This is a genomic window from Enterococcus lemanii (assembly GCF_016909125.1).
Taxonomy (GTDB): Bacteria; Bacillota; Bacilli; order Lactobacillales; family Enterococcaceae; genus Enterococcus_I; species Enterococcus_I lemanii.
On record NZ_JAFBFD010000035.1, the window covers coordinates 14,530 to 34,206 of the forward strand.

Here is a 19,677-nt window from a genome sequence, read left to right on the forward strand (position 1 = left end):
AGTTCACCTACTCCCTATTTATGATTATTTCCTTGATTCTGAATATATTTTTTGATGACATCAATTGGTGCGCCACCAGTCGTCAAAAGACAGAAACTTTTAGACCAAAACATTTCTTTCCAAAGAGATTGTTTTACTCTTGGAAAGTCTCGTTTTATCAATCGGGAACTAGCACTTTTATAAGCATTGATAAACTTTGTCAATTCTGTTTTTGGTTGTGCTTTGAACAGAATATGAATATGGTCTTTCTCGTGATTCCATTCAACGAGCGTGATACGATAGGGCTCTGCAATTCGTTCAAAAGTTATTTTAGCAAATTCAGATATTTCCTCATCAATCACTTGTCTACGGTATTTAGTTACCAGTACAAGATGATAATAGAGAAGAAATACTGAATGATTGTTAGTGTCTAACTCCATTGTTTTATCAACTCATTTCTTATATAGACTGATTGTAACACAGAACGAAACAAAAAGGCAATCAGTCTTATATGTCGGTTTTCGAGTTACCCACGATAACCCTCATACCGAACAGCATTCATCACCCACCTATAGAGGATGGGCGACTTCTGCTTAGTTAAGTTAAAGAAGAATACCTATGTTAAAAACTTGTTAACCGTTTACTAGGCATCCTTTGCAAAGATACATTTCTTGTGTTATGCGGTTTATCATATAAATTTCATTGCCCTAAGTGTAAAATATATTGCGGTAGGACTAGAAAAAAAGAAAGAAGACCATTATTCTTAATGTTAGGTTTAGCAGCCAATAACAAAAAGAGGATGGTCTTCATGGAAACAATTATAAATGATTTGGTAGAGTTTTTAAAGAGTGATACAGACAATATTTCAAAAGAAAAACATTTGGGCACTTCTATTCGAGAAAAGGGATGCTTCGAATGATTGCGAGCTTGAAGAATCAAGAATTAGATGAATGGTTTCTTTCAGATTTAACACCGAGCCTTTCATTACCCGAAAAAAGAAAGCAAGAACAAGCGGCAGTGAGAGTGGCGACATCGAAAAAATGGAATAAATCAGAAGCTCATCTGGGTGCACATTAAGCAAAAATTGTTGGCAGTGAAAAATCTTCAACAAGCATGAGTAAGCTGGCACGAGCGCTTATGGTGCCCTACTAAACAAAGAAAAAACGATTGAGGTGGCTTGCGAACACTTGATAATGAGCGACTTTGGATTACGATGCTTGGCCTGACGCATCATTGGTGACGCGTTTTTCTGGCAGGCCATCCAAAGTCGGAGGCTCGTTGTCAAGTGCACCGGTCAAATAAGAGAAGAGGATTTCGGCACGAGAATCTAGCGGAAATAATGGTAAAATATTTTTACCGCAAAACTATTGACACTTACTTCATTGCCTTCAAACAAGTACAATAATCTTTTTTGTGTTAAAATAATATTAAAAGAACACTTGAAATCATTCCGTTACTTATTTGCCAATTGTCTTGTTGTCTTTTGCACAGTAAAGAGAGGTGGAATTAATGAGTACAATTAAAAATCATGCTCGCCAGACCATTAAAAAGAGCAATCCTTTATTTTCTAGTTTTAAATCATTAATTGAAACGGCCTTTTATGGCAATCAAGTCACTCCAGTCGACACGCTAACGCAAGCCTACACACTTGCTGCCAAATGCCCAAAAACAATTGTTACTGACCTGCCCGTTTATCAAGCAGAGATGCTTGGCTTACCTAAAGAAGCCAAAGTTTTGGTCAGCAACGATGGCGAAATTGTTGGTCGCACTTCAGCTGCTAGACGAATTATTGGTGAGCCTGGAATTGACGAAAAGTATTATGAAGACCTTTTGCGTGAAGCGTTGTATCACAGTTCAACAAGAGATTTTTATCGAGGCGATGCGATTGTTGGCCTTTCTGAAGATTTTATGGTTGAAGCCCACTTACTTCTTCCGGCTGGCTTTGAAGCGAATTTTTATTCTTACTTTTTAAATTTTCAAATCATGAACGACCACTTTAGAAAGCGCTACCAAGATTCCGATACTTACCATGAAAACGATATTTATCTTTACGCCGATCCTTATTGGCAACACCCCGATTTCCCCAATGGGTTAGCCATTTTTGATCCACGTCAAAATGTCGGGGCTATTTTAGGTTTACGTTACTTAGGGGAACTAAAAAAAGGGACCTTAACTTTAGCTTGGGCTACGGCACATCGCAACGGCTATATTGCTTGCCATGGTGGTTTAAAGCAGTACCAACTACCAGATAAAAAGTATACGATGGCTGCGTTTGGCCTATCTGGCTCCGGAAAATCAACCATCACGTTAGCTGAACATGGGCATTCTTCTAAAGTTACAGTCTTACATGACGATGCTTTTATCATTCACGATGAAACTGGAGCAACAACGGCATTGGAACCAGCCTACTTTGATAAAACACAAGATTACCCAATGGATAGTCAAAATATTCAGTACATTGTTACTTGTCAAAATGTTGGCGTTACTTTAGATGAAAATAACTTGCGAGTACTTGTCACAGAAGACATTCGTAATAACAACGGTCGCGCCGTCAAATCTCAATTTGCGACACCAAACCGAGTAAACCACATTGAAGAGCGCCTCGATGGAGTATACTGGATTATGAAAGATAGTAGTCTTCCACCAATTATTCGCGTCGACGACCCAATTTTAGCAGCTGTGTTTGGGGTAACCCTTGCAACAAAACGTTCGACTGCTGAAAATGTTCCAGGTGGGGTCGACTTGACTTCGCTTGTGATTGAACCATTTGCTAATCCGTTTCGTTGTTACCCTTTAATAGAGGACTATCAAAAGTTCCGTAATTTATTCTCACAAGGTAAAACGGCTTGTTATATTCTCAATACTGGTTATTTTAATGGGAAAAAAGTTCGTCCAGCAGATACATTGGGCGTGATTGAACAAGTGGTTGATGAATCAGCCAACTTTGTCTCTTTTGGACCACTCACCGGCTTGAGTTACTTACCAATTGAAGCGTTTACACCAAGATTTAATGATGAAAATTATCTCAATCAAATTCGCCACTCATTACAAAACCGTTTGAATTTTATTCGAACAACAAATGAAAAAAATGACGGATACAATGCTTTACCTGATGAAACAATCACGCACCTTGAACAGTTAATTCAATGTTTGCCTGATGAATAAATTAAATGCCACCTTTTTAGGTGGCATTTAATTTATTTTATTTTTTTGACGCAAGCACTTCTTTTTTCACTTCAACCCGCATCGTTTTATTCGGGTTCACGCTTTGGGAAACTTTTAAATTCCCCGCTAGTGATAAAAACATGCCTGCTTGATTAAAGGTAAAACCAACTTTTTCTTGTAAAAATTGAACCATTTGATTCAAAGCTAGCTCACTGGCTTCTTCCATCGTTTCTCTAGAAGCCAAGGTCGCATAAAGTTCAGCGGTCTCAACAAACGGTAAGGGAAGCTTGGCATTTTTTAAGACTTCTACTTGAACCTCTACCTCGCCCGCTACTTCTAGACCAGATCCCATTATTTCGCCATCCCCCATTGAAGAATGCAAATCTCCTAACGCTAGTAACGCGCCTTCTACATTCACTGGTAAATAAATACTCGTCCCTTCCGTCAATAACGTCGTATCTAAATTCCCACCATGGTCGTGTGGCGTTCCCGTATTAATGCCTTCGCCTAACGGGGCTGTTCCAATCACACCAATCATTTTAGTTAATGGAATTGAAAAACCTAAATAATCCGTTCTCTCTTCGGTGATTTGACTAATAATCGTCTCTTCTTGCTCAATCCCTTTGGCAAGTAGCCCCAAGCCAGGAGCCGTCACGACCGCACCGGTTTTGGCGATGTCAATTTTGTTAATGGTTACTTTTAATGTATCCCCTACTTGAGCACCATGAATAAATAACGGACCGGTTGCCGGATTGACTTTAGCAAAATTAATCCCACTCACTGTATCTTGACTCGTTTGAACTTCGCCAGAAAAACAATCTTGGGTCTCAAAAATAACGGTCTCGCCACTTTCGACCGTTAAAACTGGCCGGTTGGTTTGATTCATCTCAAAAATCACTTGCTCTCGACAAATTCGTTTCATCTTCATCCCTACTTTCATCGTATTTTTGGTTTAAATTAAAGTCAAAATTTTGTTTTCATCTTATTCTATTTTTTTGATTTATTTGATTCTCGAAGTGTTTTAAATAAAATATCAAATTGGCCTCTAAAAGAAGTCAAATCATCAAAAATATCCTCACCATCATTTAACATCTTTACGGTTATCCACCCTAGTGTTCCTGTAATTGTACTTGCTACCGCTCCATTAACTGCTGCACCAGCGACCGTTCCAACTCCTGGAACTAGCTTCATCAAATTACCAACCGCACTTCTACCAAGTCCAACGACAATCAGTTCTTTAGATAATGCAGACGCCATATTTTTCGACCATGATTGACCAAAAAGTTTATGCAATCGAGCCATCATTGTTAGTTGAACCGGAACCAGTAGGATGGCATCTGAAAATGAAATCGGTGAACAGCCAATAATTGCTGCGGTCAATGTTGCAGCATGAATGGTAGCGTACGCCTTTTTTCGAACCTCCTCATCCACACCTACAAGAAACTCATCAAAGATTGCTTCATATTTTTCTTTACTGTCAGCCAAAATTTTCTCCGCTTGTCCCTTTGTTTTATCATAGGTGCTATTGATGATTGACGACGTTTTTTTTGGCAATTTGCTAAGAACCTCATTGAAAAACAACTTAAATTCCTTCTCGTTTTCCTCAGAATTCAATTCCAATTCTTCTATATCATTTTTTCTAACATTTTCAGTTAATTGCTCATCCTTATTTTTCGGCCTTTTCTTAAAGCTTGGCCTCTTGAACTTCCCATTCATTCAACTCTCTCCTCTATGATTGAACCCATAATTTCCACGGATACCAGACGACGTTTTCTACTGATTTTGATTATAACATACCGGCTAATCTACCACGTACAAAGCTTAAGCAATCTTTATAGAGTTAAAGCGCACACCATGAGGAACGATGACAGAATCGGTTTTGTTATAGTAGCTCAAAATGAAAGAAGATGACCTCAACAAGTCATCTAGATCATCTTCTTTAGAAAAATCAAACTTTTTGCAACCGTCTAATTAAAGGAAGGCATGGCATTTTAAGCTACTTTGGCTGCTTTTTCATCCTTTTAACTTATACTTTGTTGGATAAAATTAGCGATACTCTTGACATGTGCCTGAATCTCACGATCATTCTCAGCTGGCATAATGGTATAAGAAATAATTGTTCCCAACAGTGTTCGCATCACAATCGGCTGTTTGGCAGACGATACGCCAATTTCATCCATGATTCCGCGCAACATCGCTTGGATTTTTTCAATAATGTTTTCCTCGCCCCACTCTTGTAAAATGGGTGCTTCCCGCAAGATTAAACCGATGATATCCGCGTGCTTTGCAATCAGCTGAATACGTTCGTACAAAATTTGCTCCAATTTCTGAATCGGTACCAAATTGGTAGACCCTTCGATGGTTTCTTCCATCGTCGTATAGATCACAGGCTTTATGCATTCCATGAATATCTCTTGCTTGTTTTGAAAATTACGGAAAAGAGTAACCTCTGAAATATCCGCCGCTTTGGCGATTTCAGCCGTTGTCGTTCCGGCAAAACCTTTTTCAATAAAGACTTTTTTGGCCGCTGTTAAAATTTGTAAGCGTCGCTTTTCTTTACTTAGTCGCCGTGTCATCCTCCAGCCTCCTTGCCCTCAGCCAGCATCTGGCCTTTATCTTTTTATTTTACCATCGATCCAAAGAATGTAAACCTAATTGTAGCACCACCTTTAACTTTTGGTTAAAGCGGTAAATCTTTCTTCGTAAAGATTACATTCGCCGCGGCATAAAGGACAACAGAGATTGCTGCTAAAGCAACCAAGCCCCAGCCAAACTCACCATTCGTTAAGATCGCATCCGTATCAAACAAACTTGTAATGGTGAGATACTTCAGTGCATCCGTACTATCCATTAATTGTCGTACCATCGTAATCATGAAGAAAGCAAACGGCACACCACCTCCGATTGCCAAAGCTAAACCGGTATGATTGAACAAGGTGGATGCGAAGAAAGCAATCGCACTCATCGCTAAAATGAGAAGTGCGAGGCCAATACTCAACCAGAAATAAGCTTCGACATCAAATTCCATCGCCTTATCTACCGAGCGTGCCCCTGACACCATCGCCTGATTCGCCAGTACCACAACTTGCTCTTGACTTAAACCAGTTGCCTCAGTTGCAGCCTGTAAAGCCTTAGGGTCTTTAATCAACGTCAAATTATCGCTGATTTGACTACTCTTAATACCTAAAGTTCTTGAAGTTGAATCAACAACTGCTTGTAACAAATGCTCGGTGTTGTCTGGTGTTACCACTACTTGAGGTTGAGTTTGTGTTTCGGTGTCTTTCTTTTCTTCGTTTGTTGTCGCCTTCGCATCGGCATTTTTCTTGAGTTCTAGCGCGGCGATTTCTTCTACAATAAATTGATGATAATCATTGATTGATCCCCCTTGGACCCGTGCGCCAGCGGCTAATGCATCATTACTTTCCAAAATCATCGCTGGATTTTGCACCAATTCATCGGTTGTAATCTCAATATCGTCCTTTGTCATATCTTTATCGCCGGCATAACGATCCCGACGCTCATTCGTAATAATGACTGCTGCCTCTTCATAAGATCGGTACTTGATGGCATCCGCCAAGTAAATCGCATAAGCTTCGGTATCCATATTACGTGCCACCGCTGCTTCACGCATCGCTCGTTCATCTTCTTTGATTAAATACAAGCGTTCCGATAAATAGCGCTCTTTCACATTCAAAACATCTGCCGCAGCGGTCACATCGTCTGTGATTGCATAGCCAGTCACATTGCCATATTTCAGTTGGCTCGCTCCTAACCCAGCCACAGAAACAATGGCATACATTAGTACTACCGACACAATCAAATACAGTGATTTAGTAAATATCACACTTGAACGCTTAATCGGTGTTGAAAGAGTATAGGCCATCGACCCTGAATCCACCTCATTTACCACCAGATTATTGGCTGTAAAAACAACATAGACAATTCCGAGAATCACAGCAATCAACTTATAGAAGTTCTCCAAACTTCCCAAAAGACTAGTCATCGATGAAAGAATATTTGAGAAAACGGTCCCTTCCGATGCCGCTGCTATCGACGCATAACCGGCCGCATCATAGCCCATGATAAAACCAGACAAAATAACAGAAGCGACAATGGTAATAATTACCCATAACTTCCAATTGGAACGAATACTTTGTTTAAATATTGGCTTTGAGAACATCTATATTTCCTCCTTGAACGCTTTAATAATATAATCTTCAAAAGTTACTTTCATTTCTTTAAAATAAACGAGATCAAATGCTTTCAAATCAAGAATCAGGCGGTTAATTTCTTTATCATTGATTTGAACGAACACTTGCAAGTCATCCTTTTTGACTTGACTCAATTCATAGCCTAATCCTAAGAAACGTTCAAAATCTTCCGGTGTTTTAAACTCCATACGATAAATTTTATTTTTATTGTAACGAATGGTCTTCATATCGATAATATCGATGATTTTACCATCTCGAATCACAGCCACGCGGTCACAAACTTCCTCTACTTCTTGGAAGATATGGCTAGACATAAAAGCTGTTTTTCCTTTTTGCTTTTCTTCTTTTAATAAATCTAGAAAAACATCCCGCATCAATGGATCTAAACCCGTAGTCGGTTCATCCATGATTAAAATATCTGCATCCGAAGCAAAGGCGGAAACAATCGCTGTTTTTTGTTTCATCCCTTTACTCATGGCCCGCACATTCGCAGTCGCATCGAGTTGGAGCAAGTCGCTCAATTCTTGAGCGCGCTCCCAACTTCCCCGACCGGAAAGATAAATTTGCTCTTTTAAAAACTCTTCTCCAGATGTATTGCCAGGAAAGTTAATTTCTCCTGGAATATAAGAAACGTAACGCTTAACTTCGGCACTACTTTTCGTCGCGTCGAGGCCGTTGATTGTGACACTCCCTTCATCTGGTTTTAAAAATCCCATCATATGCCGAATGGTCGTTGTCTTTCCAGCACCATTTATACCAACGAAACCGTAAATTTCACCTTTTTCAATTTCTAACGAGATATCAAATATCCCATGGCCTTTGCCGTAATCTTTTGTCAGGTGATTGATATCAATATATGCCATGTTGCAAGTTCTCCTTTCCATCAGCTACCGTTTTTTTACGGTCGTAGAAATCCATGAAATAATCTTCTAGCGTAAATTTAATCTCAGAGATAAAGTTCACCTTTACTTTGCTTAGTTCAATGAAAAGCTGTTGGATTTTTTCATCCGTTATATTCAACTTCACTTGATTTTGTTCTGGTCTTTCGATAGGAATAACAAAAGCTGTTTTAGTAAGGAACTTTTGATAATCTTCAAAGCTAGCAAATTCAATTTTGAAGGCCTTATTTGAATTTTGCTTTAACTGAGACGCCTCAATGGTGGATACGATGACGCCATCCTTGATGATGGCAATTCGATCACACGTCGCATCGACTTCACTGAAAATATGACTAGATAAAAGAATCGTTTTTCCTTCTGCTTTCTCATTTAAAACGAATTGAATGAATCGTTCTTGCATTACCGGATCTAGTCCTGATGTTGGTTCATCAAGTATCAAAATTTTCGGATTGTGCATGAATGCGGTGACGACCGCGAGCTTTCTTTTCGTCCCGAGACTCATTTCTTTGATTGCTTCCGAGGTATCTAGCTCGAATAATTCTTTCAATGCTTCTGTCCGTGTCATATCCGTAATTTGTCTTTCTTGAGCCATGAATGCAATAAATTGATCGCCTGTCATGTTTTTGGGAAAAGCCAACTCTCCCGGTAAGTAACCAACATCTTGTTTGATGATGGCGGCAGAACTCCAGCAATTTTTTCCGTTGATGTAAAGCTCGCCTTCTTGCGCTTTCGAAAAACCCATCAAATGGCGGATCGTCGTTGTTTTCCCCGCACCATTCGGCCCTAGAAAGCCAAAGACTTCTCCTTCCATTATTTCAAAAGAAACATCAAATATTCCTCGTCCATGACCGTAGTCTTTCGTCACATGTTTTACCTCAATAACCGACATCCATATCCCTCTCTCTTTTTAAGTTAATTTCATCCATAGTGGAATGAAATGCATGATTTCACTCTTGTGGAGTCAGCGAGCTTTAAAAGGCCATTTCCTGTCGCTAAAGAACCTTTTTTCCCTTCGCCTCTTCTTTAAAGTAAGTAAGTACTTACTAACTTATTAACTTAAGATAAAGCAATCAAATCGATTTGTCAACAAAAAAATTCGCTATTTAAATTTAGCGAATCCATTCATTCGCCACTAGATTCCTTATGCTAATCGCCTCTTCCTCTTTTTTGATTACTTGAAAATTAATTTTCACTTCAAACACTTTTTTCTTCTCCACCGTCGTTTTTGTCTAATTTTCGACATAAAAAATAGAGCGAGATTCCGTTACGAATCTCACTCTATTAATTGCTTGCGTATCACAAGACGTGGTTAGCCTCTTTAGAAATCATTCTAATAATTTTTTTGTTTTCCCATACTTCTTTCTCTGATTTTCTCAAAAGAAGGTAGATTTGTCAATATTGTTTTATTTATGATACGGTTCGCCCTTATTAATCCGAAAGGCACGATAAATTTGCTCAACCAAAATCAAACGCATTAATTGATGAGGATATGTCATTTTGCCAAAAGAAATTTGCGCATTGCTACGTTTTAAAACCGTGTCGCTTAGTCCAAGTGACCCGCCGATTACAAAAACGAGTTGACTTTTGCCTTGAATGCCTAGTTGATTGATCGTTTTGGCAAATTCTTCACTGCTTGGATTTTTGCCATTGATTGCTAAGGCAAAGACATATTCTTGTTCTTTGATCTTAGTTAATATTCGTTCGCCTTCTTTTTCCTTAACTAAACGCATTTCCGCTTCACTTAAATTTTCTGGTGCTTTTTCATCTGCTACTTCAATAAGGTCCATTTTGGCATAAGCACCCAGACGTTTTACATATTCTTGAATCCCTTGAATTAAATACTTTTCTTTTAATTTTCCAACGCTTATAATTTTAATGTTCATTTTAGCAATCTCCTTGGCTTAATTTTTTCTTAAGTTTTTAACAATGTTATACACATTATGCACAGGCTTATCCACAAAATCAGCTTAAAAAAAGCTTGTTTTCATCACTTTTTTAATAAGAACATGTGTTTACTTAGTAGTTATCCGCATTGTCCACAGCGGTGTGGATAACTTTCCAACTAGTTTTTCACAGCTTTTCCCCGTTTTTTTCCACATTTTTGTTTGCAAATTATTCATTTTTTTATTTTTTTTTGACAGAAGTTTTTCATAATTTATTCAAATTCTCTTGCTAGACTTATCCTTGTTAAGAAGATTATACTATAATTAACTTAGTAAATAAGGAGGAGTTTCTATGTCTCGTAAAGATGTAACACCTAATCAAAATAATTTATTTAAAAAATTCGGTATTAGTTTAGCTGGCGGTATTCTTGGAGGAATGTTAGTCCTTGGGGGTTTCTACGCTTTTGGTACCCCTAATGGTAACGGTTCTTCTGGTACAACGAATACTACCACAACACAAGGTGGCGCAACGGTTAGTAACGTTAAGGTTGGCGTAACCAGCGACATCACACAAGCTGTCGAAAAAGTGCAAGGTGCCGTTGTATCTGTTATTAATTTACAAGGATCTCAATCCAATAGTCTGGAAGATATTTTCGGTTCAAGAAATCAAAAAAACACGGATGATACTTTACAAGCCGTATCTGAAGGCAGCGGTGTGATTTATAAAAAAGAAGGCAATTTTGCTTATATCGTTACAAATAACCACGTCGTTGATGGGCAACAAGGGCTTGAAGTCATGTTAAAAGATGGCTCTAAAGTTGAAGCAGAACTGATTGGTACCGATGCTTTTACTGATTTAGCTGTTCTTAAAATTGCAGCGGATAAAGTCGATACCGTCGCTACTTTTGGTGATTCTGATGCTTTAAAAGTTGGCGAACCAGCCATTGCAATTGGATCTCCTTTAGGCTCTCAATATGCTAACTCCGTGACTCAAGGGATTATCTCTTCTTTAAACCGACCTGTTCAAAGTACAAATGATGCTGGTGAGCTTGTCAGCATTAATGCGATTCAAACGGATGCTGCCATTAACCCTGGTAACTCTGGGGGCGCTTTAGTCAACATTGGTGGCCAAGTCATCGGAATTAACTCTAGTAAAATCGCAAGCTCTAGCGGTTCTGGTGTTAGCGTTGAAGGGATGGGTTTTGCGATTCCAAGTAATGACGTCGTGGCGATTATTCAACAATTAGAAGAAAAAGGCCAAGTTGTTCGCCCGGCATTAGGGGTTTCAATGATTGACTTAAGTAACATCTCTGTCCAACAACAACGCCAAATCTTAGGTCTACCTGAATCTGTTACAAGTGGTGTTGTCATTCGCAGTGTCAATGGTGCAACACCGGCCGAAAAAGCTGGGTTAGAACAATACGACGTGATTACAGCAATTGATGGCAACCCGATTACAAGTAGTATGGAATTACGAGCAGCTTTATATAAAAAAGCAGTTGGCGACACGATGGAAATTACTTTCTATCGTGGGGATAAAGAACAAACCGTCACAGTTGAGCTAAACGTTGACCAATCCATTTTGCAACAAGAAGAAGTCCAACAATTACAACCCAACCAATAGTATCAATCTGACACAAAGAAACAGGCTGTGACCGTTGTCATAGCCTGTTTCTTTGTAATAATCATTAGGTTATTTGTCGCTTTTGGCCTTTTTACTTACCAATCGGGAAAGCTTCACCAACAATGGCATCGGCTGGTAATTCTAAAATTCCACGCTTCATTGGTGCGTTGGCTAAGTTTAATTCTTTTGCAGAACAAACCATTCCAAAACTTGCAACACCGCGTAATTCTCCTGGCCAAATTAACAAACCATCTGGCATCATCGCACCTGGTTTTGCGACAACGACTTTTAAGCCTTTACGAATATTCGCTGCACCACAAACGATTTGCAATACTTCACCATGATCGACTTCAATTTCTGCGACAGATAAATGATCACTATCTTCATGTGGGACGCACGTTTTAACCAATCCAACCACAAATTTAGGTGATGAATCTGCGACGAGACTTTCTTCAAAACCTTGCGCGTGCATGATTTGATTCAACTGTTCAATTTGTTCAGCACTCAAGGTTACTTGCCCTGTTCCATCAATGGTCATTTCTTTTGAAATCTCGAAAAAATTCCAACCAATTACACGACCATCTGCTGTTGTCAAACGAGCCACGTTTCCACGACGATCCGTACTTTGCTCTAAGTTCTTATCGTCTGCCACGATGACCATTAATGTGTCACTAACAAACTTTGGGTTATATGCAAAAATCAAAATTGTTCCTCCTAAATGTTTTTCCTTGCTCATTGTAGCAGAATTTTGACCTTATTTCATCTCTTCTAGTTTAAATTCGACATGATCGCCAGGTTCTAAAATTAAATCTTTTGCGCCAACTAAAGCCATTTCACCATTCACATCGTACATCCAATATTTTTGGGCTGCTTCATCTTGGGCTTGACCATTAATGCTAGTAATAAAACCATCTTGATCAACTAGATCAAAATTTGCTTGCATCACTTGATATAGACTTTCTCCTGCTACAAAAGTGACTGTTTTATTTTCGACTTCTTCGCCATCAACTTGTAGAGAAATGGTTGCTTCTTCTTGTTGCACTTCAGAAGAAACGCTTTGTACAACAGTTTGACTTGTTGTTTCTGGTGTTTGTTCTGTCTTAGGGGTACAAGCGGCGATCACCATGGTACTAAATAATAGACTCGTTGTTAGGAATATTTTCTTTTTCATTTTCAGCTCTTTTCTAACAAAAAGACCGAAATGGTCGGCCTCTTCGTTCGTTTTTTATTGATTTTCTTCTGGAGTGGAGACGACTAAAACATCACAAGGTGCCTTACGGATAACATAACTAGCGACACTACCAATCATCATCTTTTCTAATTGACTTAAGCCTGATTGCCCGACCATAATCAAATCAATTTGATAGTCACGTGGCAATTCCGTAGCTAGTAAATTTTTTGGTTGGCCATAAGTCAAAACTTTCTTAACTGACGGGAAATTTACTGACTGGGCATAAGTTAGACATTCATCAAGTAACTGATTTTTGCGCTGACTTTCTTCTTCTAAAAAAGACTCCCCTACCGGATACATTCCCATGATTGTCGGTAATTGTTGTTCAATAATCGCAGCAACAATTACTTCGCCTTCATTTCGACGTGCGACTTCAACAGCTTTTTTAAATGCTTCAAATGCATGATCCGACCCATCAATTCCAACTAAGACACGCTTGTACGTTTGCTCCATGTTACTCACACCCCTAAATTATTTATTTGTCGGTAAACTTTGGATAAAACTTTGGATTTCTTCTTTTGTTTTGCGATTTTTATTGACTAAACGGCCTAATTCTTGACCATCTTTAATTGCGATAAAACTCGGAATGCCAAAAATTCCCCATTCTGCACAAACATCAATAAATTTATCGCGATCAATTTCGATCCATTGAAAATCTGAAAATTCAGCTTCCAACTCTGGAATGATTGGGTGAATAAAGCGGCAATCCCCACACCACTGTGCTGTAAAGAAAAAGATGCTTTGACCTTTTTCAACGTAAGTAGCGAACTCTTCTAAACTTTTTGGAATAATCATTGGTTCCATCCTTTATTTTTATTTTCCAGCAATAATTGTTTCGACCGTTGACTTATCTAATCCTTTTAGAACTTGGATTAACATTTCACGAGCAGCTTCAAAGTCTTTAATGCTAAACATGGTTTGATGTGTATGAATATAACGACCTGGTACCCCAATCACCGTACTTGGAATTCCTTCGTTTGACGTATGCGTTGCTGTTGCGTCCGTGCCACCTTTGGAAACAAAGTATTGGTAAGGAATATTGTGTGTTTCTGCTGTATCTAAAATAAATTCTTTCATTTTAGGCAACATAATCATACCTGGGTCAAAAATACGCAATAATGTTCCTTCACCTAAGTGACCAAATGTGCCATTTTTTGTTACTGTATCATCTGCTGGTGAGCAATCCACCGCAAAAAATAGATCTGGTTTAAATTTATTAGCAGCTGGTTGCGCGCCTCTTAACCCAACTTCTTCTTGCACGTTTGCCCCAGCAATTAAAGTATGATTTAATTTTTCGTCTTTTAACGCTTCTAATGCTTCTAAAACTAACGTACAACCATATCGGTTATCCCAAGCTTTTGAAATAATATTTTTACCATTGGCTGTTTTAATTGTTTCAACGGTCGGAACTAACCAATCACCCGGGCGCACACCATACTCCATCGCCTCTTCTTTCGACTCAAAACCAGCATCGAATAAAATATCGGTCACTTCAACCCCTTTTTGGCCACTTGTTCCACGTAATAAATGAGGTGGAACAGAAGATGAAATACAAGGATAATCACCTTTTGCTGTTTTTAAAGTGAAACGTTGTGCAGAAACCACGTAAGGATTCCAACCACCAAGAGGCATCACTTTGAACAAACCACGATCGGTAATTTGTGTTAAGATAAAACCAACTTCATCCATGTGAGCGGCAACCATAATTCTTGGTGCATCGGCGTCTTCGTGTTCACGAATGCCAAAAATCCCACCTAGACCATCTTGTTCTACGCGGTCTACAAAGGGGCTCATTTTATCTCGCATATACGCACGAACTTCATGTTCGAAACCACTTGTCCCTTGAAGTTCGGTTAACTCTTTAATTCTTTGAAATGTTTTTTCTTCCATAATTGTGTTTGATTGACTCAAACATTCGCCTCCCTTAATTCTTTGAATAGTTATATTATAACGCAAAAACAAAAAAATTTGGCGTTTTCTTATCGGATTTTTAGATACTATGGTAAAATGAACGAGTAAGCTGAGTAAAAGGATTTCATTTGATAAGGAGGTTTACTCAATGTCGGAAAAGCATCGTTTTTTACCATTTAAAACCGGGATTGTTCTTGGTGCAGGAATTGGAATTGCAGCTGGTGTATGTGGCACGTTGTATATTAAAAAACATCAAAATAAAAAACCTGATCAAATTTTAGAACAAGTCAAAAAAGCCTTCTTAGCGGAAGGGCCCATTGAAGGATCATGGATTGAACACGAGGCCGTTTTTATTGACCAAGTCGTTCAAGAAGCAAAAGCCTACAGTGGTGGGATTGTTCGTTATGAAGACGATGAATTAGTTGTTTATGGTTTTTTAGCTGAAGCGTCAACTGGAACACTTCTTAGCATTGAACAAATGGAAGGTTCCAATCTTTAAATAATTGAAAGACCACCCTCTTTGAAATCAGAGGGTGGTCTTTTTTTAAGCTTTTTTTCCCAAAAAGAATGAGACAACTGCCACTAAAATTACCGCGCCCAAGATAGAAGGGATGAGCGCCATTCCAGCCATTGACGGTCCGCGGTTTCCAAACAAGGCTTGCCCAATCGAAGAACCGATTAAACCCGCTGCAATATTGAGGATAATACCCATTGAAGAGCCTTTTTTAGTAATTGCACCTGCAGCCATACCAATTAGCCCACCTACAACTAATGTCCATAAAAATCCCATATTTCTCTCCTTCTTTCTTTTGTGCTAATTTCTTACAAGAGCTAGTCGACGATTCGTTTAAATAAAATCATAATAGATACTTCCATGTTAACGACTCAGAAGAATTCTGTAAAGTAAAAAGACTTAGAGTAGTCAATCTTTCTCACCCACTAATCTTCCCACCCACAAAGCGTATAGCCTTGATTTTGAGCTTCCGTCAAGCTTATTTCAACAACTGAATTCGCTTGTTTCAAACCACGACACGTGCTTGAAAAATGGTATTTTGTACCGGATTGTGGTGCAATATAGACGGCTTGTTCTACGGCTTGTACAACTTCTTGTTCAGCTGCGGCTTGAGCTTGTTCGGCGGCTAACTGCTCTGCTAACGCTTGTTCTTCGGCTGCTTTTTTTTGCGCGGCTAATGCTTGTTCGTCAGCTAAACGTTGTGCTTCAGCTTGTTCGGCTGCAATTTTCGTAGCCTCACGTTCTTCTGCGACTTCCGCTTCCGTTTGACTCGATCCATCATGATAGTTAAGTGTCACGCCATCTTGTACATTGAAAATATAGACGTTTAATTGAATGTCATCACTACCAATCGATTGTGCCATTAGATGCACGCCTCTTGCTAATAACTCTTCGCCTCTGAATACAGGAATGACGCTATAACGAACATAATTGTTTGAACTTTTCTCAAGATATGTTTTTATATCCATTTCAAACCGTAGCATTTCTGGACTGTTTAATTGTGCCGTGCCAGTAATCAAATTTTTCCAATTGGCATTTTCACCTGATAAAGCATAACCTATCAAATGCGAGCGATTGTAAAGATAACCGTTCCCTATTTTTTTATTTTTCCATCCGGTTGGTTTAATTTTTGAAATATCCCCTCTTTTTTTGGTCGGCATTAAACTTTGATTCAACATCGCTTCAGCAAACGTTGCTCGATTTAAGTCATCTAATTCTCCGTATTTCTCCCAAGCTTTATTATCCAAGGACAACGCTTTTTTAGTAAATGTCGGTTTATTGTCGTTTATTTCAATCGTTTGAATCCCATCATATTCAAGATTCGCTAGTGTTTCATTGCTTTCTTGTCGTACTTTTTTCTGAATGAGTTGGCTTGATTTTTTAACCTTTTTGGCCTTTTTTTTCTTAAAAAAATTAAACAAGAACTTTTGATTTTGAGTGACGGTTTGATTTTGCGAAATACTTGCAATCGAAGCTTGTTCACTAGCCAATACGACTGGGTTAAGCATATTTGACATAACCATAACAGAAAGTAACAACCAAACAAAAAATACTTTCGAGTGCTTTTTATCCTTTCTTTTCCCTTGCTTTAAAAAAAAGAAGAAAAACGTTCGAAATACCCCCTCATCCTTTTTTCGCATTTTCTCATCTCCCTGTCTATTTTTTTAAAATATATAAAAAAATAGCTAGGATGCATAAACTGATCCTAGCTATTTGAAAGTCAAAGATCGATGAACGAATGATTTCTTTCAAGTCCTCTTTTTTCTATTTATTATTCAATTAGTCGGTTATTACTTTGCTAAACGATAAATAGCATCAGCATATATTACGGCTGCTCGATACAAATCATCTAAACTCATAAATTCATTGGCTTGGTGCATTGTATCGGTATACCCTGGGAACATTGCGCCAAAAGCAACACCACGCTCAAGTAAGCGGCCGTAAGTTCCACCACCGATAATTTGCTCATAACCTTTTTCACCAGTGTGGTCTTCATAAACAGCTAATAAAGTTGAAACAAGTGGGTCTTCCATTGGTACGTAATGCGGACCTGAGTGGTGTTCTTGGCTAACGAGAGTCGTTAAGAATTCGCCCATTGTTGTTTGAATTCCTTTTTCTAAAGTGTCTTGGCCTGTTCCTTGTGGGTAACGGAAGTTTAAGTTAATACTTGCGGCTTCTTGGCCAGCTTCAAAATCAAATAAGCCCGCATTCATTGTTAATTTACCCATTTTCTCATCTTGGTGAGCAACGCCTAACTTTTCACCATAAACGTCTAAATGAATTAAAGTTGCTGCGGCTAAGAAGTTTTTCGCGCCTGCTCCAAATTCATAATGATTTAAAAAGACAGCTAAATAAGTTGCCGCGTTAATCCCTGCTTCTGGGTGTGCCCCGTGTGCACTTTTTCCGATTAATTTAATGTTAACCGTACCACCATTTACTTCGGCAGTCCCTGAAATTGGGTTTTCTGCCACAAAGCCTTCAAATGCTTCGGCTAAAGCCACGGCACTTTCATTTGAATCTGTTACAACAACAGCAATGGCATCTTGTGGAACCATATTGGCACGTAAACCGGCTTTGAATGACACGAGTTCATAGTCGCCTTCGTTTGTTGTTGCAAATTGTGGCGTAATTGAAATATTCCCTTTTTCACCGTTGATAATTGGGAATTCCGCATCTGGCGCAAAACCAAAATCTGGCATTACTTCATGCTCAAAGTAATAATCCATGTCTTTCCAAGTGCTCTCTTCATCTGATCCTACGACAAAGCGAATTTTTTTTGACACCGGTAAACCTAACTCTTTAATAATTTTTAGGCCATAATAAGCGGCCATGCTTGGTCCTTTGTCATCAGACGAACCACGTGCATAAATTTTATTGTCTTTAATAACTGGTACATACGGATCCGTGTCCCAGCCATCGCCTGCTGGTACCACATCCATGTGACCAAAAATTCCTAAAATTTCTGTTCCTTCGCCGTACTCAATATGTCCTGCATAATTATCGACATTTTTTACAACAAAACCATCGCGCTCGCCATAAGCCAACATATGTAGTAAAGCATCGCGTGGTCCTGGTCCAAATGGCGCATCTGCGGTAATTTTATCGTCTTCACGTTCACTTTTTACTTTTAAAATTTCAATTAAGTCATTGAGTAAGTCGTCTTTACGTTTCTCAACTTCTTTTTGCCAATCAATTGTCATGTTGTTCCCTCCAAATTGTTCATTCTACATCTATTATGATACCACTTCTTGTTTTAAATAGGGAATTTTTTACGGTTTTTTTCTTAAAAAAGGCTATAATAAAGAAAAAGAGCGAGGTGGGAAAAAGATGGAAACATTAGATGCTTCTTGCTTAAAAATAATTAAAAAAAGAGCCCGTAATTCACATAAAGGGCATTACGGACGGGTATTATTGATTGGTGGAAATGAACAGTATGGTGGTGCGATTATTATGAGCGCTGAAAGTTGTGTAAAAGCAGGGGCTGGATTAGTCACCGTCGCAACCCATGTGCACAATCATTCAGCCTTACATGCTCGTCTACCAGAAGCAATGGTGATTGATTGGACTTGCCAAACGTTACTAAAAACCCTCCTCAAACAAAGCGATGTGCTTATCATCGGACCAGGTTTAGGGCTAAACTCCTTTAGTCTGTCGCTGCTTGCTTTCGTTTTGAAAAATCAACAAAAGCACCAATGGCTAGTGATTGATGGGTCAGCCCTCACGCTTTTCGCACAAGAAAAGTTAACACTCCCGTTTCCCACGCAAACGGTTTTAACGCCGCACCAAATGGAATGGCAACGAGTTAGTCAAATTGAGATTGCCCAACAAACAGTAGCAAACAATCAAGCCAAACAAGCAGCATTACAGGCAATTGTGGTCTTAAAAAGCCATCAAACAACGATTTACGCGGGTGAAATCGGTACTTACTTGAATCCTTTAGGCAATCCAGCCATGGCTACAGGAGGCACCGGCGATACTCTTTGTGGCATCATTGGAAGTTTTTTAGCACAATTTTCGAAAGAGGTTACTAGTGTCCTAGCTGCTGTTTATTTACATAGTTTAATTGGTGATGCGTTGGCGAAGGAAAATTATGTTGTCTTACCGACGGAAATTAGTGCTGCCTTGCCGCTTTGGATGAAGAAGTTTGAGATGGGGTGAAAAAAACGGGTCTATAATATTTGGTGTTGTTACTAAGAAATTGGTAAGAACACCCTTTTTCTTTCTATAACAAAAAAGCATCTGTTTCCCTTATAATTAAGT

Annotated in this window: 21 protein-coding genes; 5 read left to right on the plus strand and 16 right to left on the minus strand. The window is 38.8% G+C overall.

The genetic code is table 11. From position 1 onward, the window contains the following. Positions 1–14 precede the first annotated feature (14 nt). Positions 15–419, minus strand: a complete 405-nt coding sequence (gene tnpA / locus JOD14_RS10080; RefSeq protein WP_204654688.1) for an IS200/IS605 family transposase — start codon at positions 417–419, stop codon at positions 15–17. Positions 420–885: 466 nt separating this feature from the next. Here tnpA and JOD14_RS10085 point away from each other — a divergent pair, with 466 nt between their 5' ends. Next, entirely contained in the window at positions 886–1,056 is a 171-nt protein-coding gene (locus JOD14_RS10085) for a hypothetical protein (protein ID WP_204654689.1), read from the plus strand. A gap of 432 nt (positions 1,057–1,488) precedes the next feature. Then, positions 1,489–3,144: a phosphoenolpyruvate carboxykinase (ATP) gene (locus tag JOD14_RS10090; RefSeq protein WP_204654690.1), complete on the plus strand. Its 1,656-nt coding sequence runs from the start codon at positions 1,489–1,491 to the stop codon at positions 3,142–3,144. A 37-nt stretch (positions 3,145–3,181) separates the two neighbouring features. Here JOD14_RS10090 and JOD14_RS10095 read toward each other — a convergent pair whose 3' ends face one another. The 7 genes from JOD14_RS10095 to rlmH all read right to left on the minus strand — a co-directional run bounded on the left by JOD14_RS10095 (position 3,182) and on the right by rlmH (position 10,137). Next, positions 3,182–4,066 carry an acetamidase/formamidase family protein gene (locus JOD14_RS10095; RefSeq protein ID WP_204654691.1) on the minus strand — a complete coding sequence of 295 codons (885 nt, stop codon included), beginning with the start codon at positions 4,064–4,066 and terminating at the stop codon, positions 3,182–3,184. 65 nt (positions 4,067–4,131) lie between these two features. Next, positions 4,132–4,860 (minus strand): DUF697 domain-containing protein, encoded by a 729-nt coding sequence (locus tag JOD14_RS10100; RefSeq protein WP_204654692.1) that lies wholly within the window; start codon positions 4,858–4,860, stop codon positions 4,132–4,134. A 305-nt stretch (positions 4,861–5,165) separates the two neighbouring features. Beyond that, positions 5,166–5,720, minus strand: a complete 555-nt coding sequence (locus JOD14_RS10105) for a TetR/AcrR family transcriptional regulator (protein WP_204654693.1) — start codon at positions 5,718–5,720, stop codon at positions 5,166–5,168. Positions 5,721–5,824: 104 nt separating this feature from the next. Next, positions 5,825–7,324 carry an ABC transporter permease subunit gene (locus JOD14_RS10110; protein ID WP_204654694.1) on the minus strand — a complete coding sequence of 500 codons (1,500 nt, stop codon included), beginning with the start codon at positions 7,322–7,324 and terminating at the stop codon, positions 5,825–5,827. Next, a complete protein-coding gene (locus JOD14_RS10115; protein ID WP_204654695.1) occupies positions 7,325–8,218 on the minus strand; it encodes an ABC transporter ATP-binding protein in 894 nt (297 codons plus the stop codon). Beyond that, positions 8,205–9,143 carry an ABC transporter ATP-binding protein gene (locus tag JOD14_RS10120; RefSeq protein ID WP_204654696.1) on the minus strand — a complete coding sequence of 313 codons (939 nt, stop codon included), beginning with the start codon at positions 9,141–9,143 and terminating at the stop codon, positions 8,205–8,207. Before JOD14_RS10120 ends, JOD14_RS10115 begins: the two co-directional genes overlap by 14 nt. A gap of 514 nt (positions 9,144–9,657) precedes the next feature. Continuing rightward, on the minus strand, positions 9,658–10,137 hold the full coding sequence (gene rlmH / locus JOD14_RS10125; RefSeq protein WP_204654697.1) for a 23S rRNA (pseudouridine(1915)-N(3))-methyltransferase RlmH: 480 nt from the start codon (positions 10,135–10,137) through the stop codon (positions 9,658–9,660). A 352-nt stretch (positions 10,138–10,489) separates the two neighbouring features. Between rlmH and JOD14_RS10130 the strand changes: the two genes are divergently transcribed. Continuing rightward, positions 10,490–11,761, plus strand: coding sequence for a S1C family serine protease (locus tag JOD14_RS10130; RefSeq protein WP_204654698.1), 1,272 nt, complete (start codon positions 10,490–10,492; stop codon positions 11,759–11,761). 91 nt (positions 11,762–11,852) lie between these two features. On the opposite strand, the gene ytpR is transcribed toward JOD14_RS10130, so the two are convergent. From ytpR to pepA, 5 genes are read right to left on the minus strand one after another with little or no spacing between them, the layout of a single operon-like run. Next, entirely contained in the window at positions 11,853–12,464 is a 612-nt protein-coding gene (ytpR, locus tag JOD14_RS10135; RefSeq protein ID WP_204654699.1) for a YtpR family tRNA-binding protein, read from the minus strand. Between the two features lie 51 nt (positions 12,465–12,515). Further along, a complete protein-coding gene (locus JOD14_RS10140; protein WP_204654700.1) occupies positions 12,516–12,932 on the minus strand; it encodes a DUF4430 domain-containing protein in 417 nt (138 codons plus the stop codon). 54 nt (positions 12,933–12,986) lie between these two features. Then, positions 12,987–13,445 (minus strand): universal stress protein, encoded by a 459-nt coding sequence (locus JOD14_RS10145; RefSeq protein WP_204654701.1) that lies wholly within the window; start codon positions 13,443–13,445, stop codon positions 12,987–12,989. Between the two features lie 18 nt (positions 13,446–13,463). Further along, positions 13,464–13,787: a thioredoxin family protein gene (locus tag JOD14_RS10150; RefSeq protein WP_204654702.1), complete on the minus strand. Its 324-nt coding sequence runs from the start codon at positions 13,785–13,787 to the stop codon at positions 13,464–13,466. Positions 13,788–13,805: 18 nt separating this feature from the next. After that, a complete protein-coding gene (gene pepA / locus JOD14_RS10155; RefSeq protein ID WP_204654708.1) occupies positions 13,806–14,882 on the minus strand; it encodes a glutamyl aminopeptidase in 1,077 nt (358 codons plus the stop codon). 169 nt (positions 14,883–15,051) lie between these two features. Between pepA and JOD14_RS10160 the strand changes: the two genes are divergently transcribed. Then, positions 15,052–15,402, plus strand: coding sequence for a hypothetical protein (locus tag JOD14_RS10160; protein WP_204654703.1), 351 nt, complete (start codon positions 15,052–15,054; stop codon positions 15,400–15,402). A 45-nt stretch (positions 15,403–15,447) separates the two neighbouring features. Here the strand turns inward: JOD14_RS10160 and JOD14_RS10165 are convergent, their stop codons facing one another. From JOD14_RS10165 to pepV, 3 genes are all read right to left on the minus strand, one after another. Next, positions 15,448–15,693, minus strand: a complete 246-nt coding sequence (locus tag JOD14_RS10165) for a GlsB/YeaQ/YmgE family stress response membrane protein (protein ID WP_204654704.1) — start codon at positions 15,691–15,693, stop codon at positions 15,448–15,450. 149 nt (positions 15,694–15,842) lie between these two features. After that, complete coding sequence (locus JOD14_RS10170) at positions 15,843–17,057, minus strand: DNA/RNA non-specific endonuclease (RefSeq protein ID WP_239576173.1); 1,215 nt, start codon at positions 17,055–17,057, stop codon at positions 15,843–15,845. Positions 17,058–17,207: 150 nt separating this feature from the next. Then, positions 17,208–18,617 (minus strand): dipeptidase PepV, encoded by a 1,410-nt coding sequence (gene pepV, locus JOD14_RS10175; protein WP_204654705.1) that lies wholly within the window; start codon positions 18,615–18,617, stop codon positions 17,208–17,210. Positions 18,618–18,744: 127 nt separating this feature from the next. On the opposite strand from pepV, the gene JOD14_RS10180 reads away from it, so the two are divergent. Beyond that, a complete protein-coding gene (locus JOD14_RS10180) occupies positions 18,745–19,575 on the plus strand; it encodes an NAD(P)H-hydrate dehydratase (RefSeq protein WP_204654706.1) in 831 nt (276 codons plus the stop codon). The last annotated feature ends 102 nt before the right edge of the window (positions 19,576–19,677 follow it).

What these genes read in the sequence shown, in the direction of transcription:
- tnpA (WP_204654688.1), bottom strand. Translation starts at nt 419, where the DNA reads ATGGAGTTAGACACTAACAATCATTCAGTATTTCTTCTCTATTATCAT.
- JOD14_RS10085 (WP_204654689.1), top strand. Translation starts at nt 886, where the DNA reads ATGCTTCGAATGATTGCGAGCTTGAAGAATCAAGAATTAGATGAATGG.
- JOD14_RS10090 (WP_204654690.1), top strand. Translation starts at nt 1,489, where the DNA reads ATGAGTACAATTAAAAATCATGCTCGCCAGACCATTAAAAAGAGCAAT.
- JOD14_RS10095 (WP_204654691.1), bottom strand. Translation starts at nt 4,066, where the DNA reads ATGAAACGAATTTGTCGAGAGCAAGTGATTTTTGAGATGAATCAAACC.
- JOD14_RS10100 (WP_204654692.1), bottom strand. Translation starts at nt 4,860, where the DNA reads ATGAATGGGAAGTTCAAGAGGCCAAGCTTTAAGAAAAGGCCGAAAAAT.
- JOD14_RS10105 (WP_204654693.1), bottom strand. Translation starts at nt 5,720, where the DNA reads ATGACACGGCGACTAAGTAAAGAAAAGCGACGCTTACAAATTTTAACA.
- JOD14_RS10110 (WP_204654694.1), bottom strand. Translation starts at nt 7,324, where the DNA reads ATGTTCTCAAAGCCAATATTTAAACAAAGTATTCGTTCCAATTGGAAG.
- JOD14_RS10115 (WP_204654695.1), bottom strand. Translation starts at nt 8,218, where the DNA reads ATGGCATATATTGATATCAATCACCTGACAAAAGATTACGGCAAAGGC.
- JOD14_RS10120 (WP_204654696.1), bottom strand. Translation starts at nt 9,143, where the DNA reads ATGTCGGTTATTGAGGTAAAACATGTGACGAAAGACTACGGTCATGGA.
- rlmH (WP_204654697.1), bottom strand. Translation starts at nt 10,137, where the DNA reads ATGAACATTAAAATTATAAGCGTTGGAAAATTAAAAGAAAAGTATTTA.
- JOD14_RS10130 (WP_204654698.1), top strand. Translation starts at nt 10,490, where the DNA reads ATGTCTCGTAAAGATGTAACACCTAATCAAAATAATTTATTTAAAAAA.
- JOD14_RS10140 (WP_204654700.1), bottom strand. Translation starts at nt 12,932, where the DNA reads ATGAAAAAGAAAATATTCCTAACAACGAGTCTATTATTTAGTACCATG.
- JOD14_RS10145 (WP_204654701.1), bottom strand. Translation starts at nt 13,445, where the DNA reads ATGGAGCAAACGTACAAGCGTGTCTTAGTTGGAATTGATGGGTCGGAT.
- JOD14_RS10150 (WP_204654702.1), bottom strand. Translation starts at nt 13,787, where the DNA reads ATGATTATTCCAAAAAGTTTAGAAGAGTTCGCTACTTACGTTGAAAAA.
- pepA (WP_204654708.1), bottom strand. Translation starts at nt 14,882, where the DNA reads ATGGAAGAAAAAACATTTCAAAGAATTAAAGAGTTAACCGAACTTCAA.
- JOD14_RS10160 (WP_204654703.1), top strand. Translation starts at nt 15,052, where the DNA reads ATGTCGGAAAAGCATCGTTTTTTACCATTTAAAACCGGGATTGTTCTT.
- JOD14_RS10165 (WP_204654704.1), bottom strand. Translation starts at nt 15,693, where the DNA reads ATGGGATTTTTATGGACATTAGTTGTAGGTGGGCTAATTGGTATGGCT.
- JOD14_RS10170 (WP_239576173.1), bottom strand. Translation starts at nt 17,057, where the DNA reads ATGCGAAAAAAGGATGAGGGGGTATTTCGAACGTTTTTCTTCTTTTTT.
- pepV (WP_204654705.1), bottom strand. Translation starts at nt 18,617, where the DNA reads ATGACAATTGATTGGCAAAAAGAAGTTGAGAAACGTAAAGACGACTTA.
- JOD14_RS10180 (WP_204654706.1), top strand. Translation starts at nt 18,745, where the DNA reads ATGGAAACATTAGATGCTTCTTGCTTAAAAATAATTAAAAAAAGAGCC.